At 57.7% G+C, this 5416-nt stretch carries 4 protein-coding genes; 3 read left to right on the top strand and 1 reads right to left on the bottom strand.

The window, feature by feature from the left end; translation table 11 throughout:
- Nucleotides 1–635 (top strand): ParB family protein (locus FT726_RS25880; RefSeq protein WP_346303699.1); only part of this gene is annotated, 635 nt, incomplete at its 5' end.
- 506 nt (nt 636–1141) lie between these two features.
- Here FT726_RS25880 and FT726_RS25885 read toward each other — a convergent pair.
- On the bottom strand, nt 1142–3073 hold the full coding sequence (locus FT726_RS25885; RefSeq protein WP_127835049.1) for a sigma-54-dependent Fis family transcriptional regulator: 1932 nt from the start codon (nt 3071–3073) through the stop codon (nt 1142–1144).
- Nucleotides 3074–3344: 271 nt separating this feature from the next.
- On the opposite strand from FT726_RS25885, the gene ssuD reads away from it, so the two are divergent.
- Together ssuD and FT726_RS25895 are read left to right on the top strand one after the other, a co-directional pair.
- Entirely contained in the window at nt 3345–4520 is a 1176-nt protein-coding gene (gene ssuD / locus FT726_RS25890; RefSeq protein WP_166710615.1) for an FMNH2-dependent alkanesulfonate monooxygenase, read from the top strand.
- A 14-nt stretch (nt 4521–4534) separates the two neighbouring features.
- Nucleotides 4535–5416, top strand: an 882-nt coding sequence (locus tag FT726_RS25895) for an FAD/NAD(P)-binding protein (protein ID WP_346303700.1), incomplete at its 3' end; no start/stop codon positions are given.

Here is a 5416-nt window from a genome sequence, read left to right on the forward strand (position 1 = left end):
AAACCGGGCTGGATGTGCTGGTTACCGACGTTGCCATCTCTGCCGAAGAAGCCCGTCGTCTGGCGCAGGATATCCAGACCGCGCGTGAGCATAATCTGCGTGAAGTCGGCATGCGTTTGATGTCCCTGAAAGACAGCGGACTGTCGCAAAAAGAGATTGCGCAGAGTGAAGGTCTGTCTCAGGCAAAAGTGACCCGCGCGCTGCAGGCTGCCAGTGTGCCGCTGGAGCTGGTCACCCTGTTCCCGAACCATTCAGAATTGACCTATCCTGACTACAAAACGCTGTTGCAGGCCTACGAAAAACTGCAGGAAACCGGTCAGACGGTAGACGCTCTGATTGAAACCATCGGTATGGATGTGGACAGCGTCTGTGCGCGTGAAGGCCTGGCGGAAGACGAAGTCAAGAATGGCATCCTGCGGCTGGTTCGTAACGGCAGCCAGACGCTGGTGCAGGCGCCGGCTAAAGATAAAGTGGTGGCGACACCGCTGTGGACCTTCGCGGATAAAGACCGTTACGCCCGTAAGAAAACGCGCGGACGCATGTTTAGCTATGAGTTTAACCGCCAGTCCAGAGAATTACAGGAAGAGCTGGATCGCGTTATCACCGAGACGCTGAATAAGTATCTCAATCAGTAGTAGCGCTTTACCTCTGATGATCAGCAATCTGTAGCAGCACAACCCCGTACATCCTGAACCGTGCCGCTACAGATTGTTACCTCACTCACCTGATATCTCCCTCCGTAATTTCATCCTTCGCCAGCCTGATTTCATAGCTAAGTGCATGAAATCAAATCAACCTTAGCCGGAATTTCAGGCTGAAATCGCCAATCCCTCAATATAATACGGTGAAACCGCGCCCTCGCCGTGTGTGACTTTGGTAATGGCCAGTTTTGCTGGATGCGAAAGCAACAGTGAAACCAGCAGGGAGAATCCTTAACGGAATCTGCCAGAATCAGGCGACGTTCGCCATGGCGATTTCACCTCTAACTGTTTGAAAAAAGAGTTTTTATCTGCAGGATTTCAGGCTGAAATCGCCCGAATTTCACAGTAAATCCTCATGCTGCCGTGAGAAAACGGGGATTTAGCCAGACGATATTCAATGTGTTATCCACAGAAAACGTGGATAACTTTTACTGTAGCCCCTATGCCATAAGCGCCGTCTGGCTGGGCGACTGCCACACTGCATCACGCACGCGCACCGGTTTATGAATCAAACCGAGCGCATAAAAGCGGTCAGCGATAGTTTGCTGTTCTTTGATGACGTGGAAAACCATGGCCCGCGTCTGGTGGCTGCGTCGGGATAAGGCACGTTCCACGGCTGCGAACTCCAGCCCCAGTTCCTGCGCCAGCATAGTGGCGGCTTCATGGCGATGATTATCAATAAAGGTCCCGGTTTGCTGCAGGCTCGTCACAAGCTGCTGCACGATATCGTCATGCTGCTGCACATAATCATGGCGCGCCAGATAAAACTGGTGGTTGTGCACCCGGCCTTCGCCCTTCTCCAGCACGCGCAAATCGGCGTTGCTTTCTGCGGCACTTAGCAGCGGATCCCACATCATCCAGGCATCGACGGCCAGATAATCGCTGGCTGTGAGCGGATATTTCGGCGGCGTGTACACCACTTTAATTTCATCCAGACCGATGCCGGCTTCCTCCAGCAGCTGTAACAGCAGCCAGTGAACATTCGATCCTTTATTGACCGAGATACGCTTACCCCGCAAATCTGCCAGGCTGTGGATAGTACTGTCGCGTGGCACCACAATCCCGACGCTGCCCGGCGCGGGTGGCTCCCAGGCGATATAAGTCACGGCGTTACCGCTGGCCTGCGCGAAGATGGGCGGCACCTCACCGGTGGTGCCGAAATCAATCTCATTATTTTGCAGCGCATATAACAGTTGCGGACCGGCAGGAAACTCACTCCACACCACGCTGATACCCTGCTGGTTAAAGCACTGTTCCAGCGTCTGACGCGCTTTCAATACGCCAAGATTGCCAAATTTCTGATAGCCGATACGCAACTCGCGTTCAGGGCGCGCGGCCCCGCTGGCGTGTGCGAAGGCCATGACGGCGGACTTGCGCCGCCCTTTTATGACGCCCATCTGTGCCAGATGCGTGCGCAGCGTGTGCCGGCTAATGCCCAGCAGCGTGGCGGCCTGCGTCTGATTGTTGTCCGCTATTTCCAGTGCGTTACTGATCAGACTCTGAATCACCCGATCAAACAGCTGTTGCGGTTCGCGTGTAATCTGCTGGCGCAGAAAACTATCCAGCGTCGAATCGTCCGTTTCGCTGTATCCACGTTCACTGTAACCTGCCAGCCGCAGCTGCGTCGGCGTTAATGTCTCATCGCGACTGAGCAGCACCGCATTGTGCAGCGTATTCTCCAGCTCACGAATATTGCCGGGCCAGCTGTAGTCGCGCAGTGCTTCCAGCGCGTCAGGCGACAGGCGACGCGCCGGACGGCCAAGGCGGCGTGCGTACAGGGAGAGGAAATGCTGTGCCAGCAGCGGGATGTCCTCGCGACGCTGGCGCAGCGGTGGCAGGGGAACAACGGCGATATTCAGGCGATAAAACAGATCTTCACGAAAACGCCGTTCGCGAATCGCCTGGGCCAGATCGACATGGGTTGCGGCGATAACGCGCACGTCTATTTTAATGGCCTTGCGTGAACCGACGCGTGTGATCTCACGCTCCTGAAGGACGCGCAGCAGTTTAACCTGCAGCGGCAGGCTCAGTTCACCAATCTCATCCAGCAGCAGCGTGCCGCCCTGCGCCGCTTCAAACCAGCCAGGGTGCGCCTGAGTCGCGCCGGTGAAGGCTCCTTTCTCATGTCCAAACAATTCAGCTTCTGCCAGGCTTTCCGTCAGGGCACCGCAGTTGACGGCCAGAAACGGGGCATGCCGGCGTGGACTGTGGTGATGCAGATACCGCGCGACCACTTCTTTGCCGGTGCCGGTTTCGCCCACAATCAGCACCGTGGCGTCGGTGGGGGCGAATTTATCCAGCAGCGACTGGAAAGCCAGCGATGCCGGGTCGACCAGGCGAGGTGAATCCGGTTGATTGTAAGGTGTCAGCATGAGATGGCTCCTGTAAAGGTCTGCCATCACGCTAAACCCGGTAAGTGGCAATGAACAGCAGGAAAAAAGCATAAGCAGTTGCATATGCAGCAAATGCTGTTGGCGTTGCGTTGCAATTGCAACAGACATTACGCGTTCTGATGGCCTAACTGACTGAAAATGCACAATCTCTGTTTCGTTAAAACCTGGCATGCTTTTCGCTTACGCCTATATAACCAAATAGAAAGTAATGAATGAACGTTTTCTCATAAAGTTATATAGGATAAGCATAATGGCCGATTCTGCGCACGAGAGCATAAATGTCTTCTGGTTCCTGCCGACGCACGGCGATGGCCGTTACCTGGGTACCACAGAAGGCGGACGCCCGGTTGATTTAGCCTATTTACAGCAGGTCGCGCTGGCCGCCGATAATCTGGGCTTTTACGGCGTCCTCATTCCGACAGGCAAAAGCTGTGAGGATTCCTGGCTGGTGGCTTCCGCGCTGGCACCCATGACGCGCCGGTTGCGCTATCTGGTCGCCGTACGGCCAGGGTTGCAGCCACCCACGCTGGCAGCGCGCATGGCTACCACACTGGATCGTCTGTCGGAAGGGCGTTTGCTGATTAATGTGGTCACCGGCGGCGATCCGGTAGAGAACAAAGGCGACGGCATCTTCCTCAACCACAGTGAACGTTATGAAGTAACTCGCGAGTTTCTGGATGTGTATAGCCAGCTGATGCGCGGCGAAAAAGTGGATTATCAGGGCGAGCATATTCAGGTTGAAGGCGCTGAGGTGCTGTTTCCACCGGTGCAGGAAAATGGTCCACCGCTCTACTTTGGTGGCTCATCGGAGGCGGCGATCGACGTGGCGGCGCAGCAGATTGACACCTATCTCACCTGGGGAGAGCCACCGGCGCAGGTAGCAGAAAAACTGGCGGTCGTGCGTGAGCGCGCAGAGTCACGCGGCCGGAAGCTCGAATACGGTATCCGCCTGCATGTGATTGTGCGTGAAACCGAAGAAGAAGCCCGAGCGGCGGCGGATAAACTGATTGCCCATCTGGATGACGACACCATCGCTCAGGCGCAGAAGATTTTTGCCCGCATGGATTCCGCCGGTCAGGCGCGCATGAGTGCGCTGCACAACGGTTCGCGTGATAACCTCTACATTGCGCCGAATCTGTGGGCAGGCGTCGGACTGGTGCGCGGCGGTGCCGGCACCGCGCTGGTGGGCAGCCCGCAGCAGGTCGCTGAACGCATTCGGGAATACCAGGCACTCGGCGTGACTAACTTCATTCTTTCGGGCTATCCGCATCTGGAAGAGGCGCATCGCGTGGCTGAATTACTGCTGCCGCTGTTACCGCTGGCCCACGGTCAGCAGCAGCGCGCCCGTACCATTAACACTGGTCCGTTTGGTGAAACCATCGGCGGCGATAAGCGCCCATCGGCGAAACAGACGAGCGCCAGCTGATGCAGGAGAAGGCGATGGCAACAGCGCACATTATTATTGTCGGCGGGGGCTTCAGCGGCACAGCGCTGGCGATCCACCTCGCCCGCACGTCGCTCGCGCCGCTACTGATTACAGTGGTCGAACCGCGCGCCAGCCTCGGCGCCGGTGTTGCCTATTCCACGCCGGAACCGGCACACCGCATCAACGTGCCGGCTGCGCGTATGCAGCTCAGCGGAGAAGAGCAGGGCGCCTTTGATCGCTGGTATCGTCAGCAACCGGAATGCTCACTGGATTCAGCAGCACACTGCGCCGGTGGCGCGGTGTATCCGCAGCGTGCGCTGTTTGGCCGCTACCTGGCGCAGCAGTTTGCCGCCGCTGCTGAGGCGCATCCGCATGTCACTCTGCGTCACGTCCAGGCGCGTGCGCTGGCGTGGGAAGGGCAACAACTGCTGTTGAGTAACGGTGAAACCCTGACTGGCGACATCCTGGCGCTGGCGATCAGCCATCCACCGCCGTCGCTGCCACGCATGCTACAACCGTTTGCCGACCATCCGGCGCTGATTGCCAACCCGTGGCAGCCAGGCGTGCTGGATAACGTTGAGCCTGACGCATCGGTGGCGATTGTCGGCACCGGCCTGAGCATGGCTGATGTGGTGGCTTCGCTGGCGACGCGTCAGCATCAGGGGCCGCTGCTGGCGTTCTCACGGCGCGGACAACTGTCACGCGCCAATCTCAGCGGCGAATGGCCGGAGTGGACGCTGGCCGCGCAATCTCAGCCCAGCGCGCGTCACTGGCTGCGGCATATTCGTGATGAAGTCGCTCGCGCTGCCGCGCAGCAGCTGCCGTGGCAGCGTGTGCTTGATGAGGTGCGTGTGCAGGGACAAGCCATCTGGCAGTCACTCCCGCTGCCTGAACAG

Origin of the sequence: Pantoea sp. Morm (genome assembly GCF_016643525.1) — a bacterium.
GTDB classification, from domain to species: Bacteria; Pseudomonadota; Gammaproteobacteria; order Enterobacterales; family Enterobacteriaceae; genus Pantoea; species Pantoea dispersa.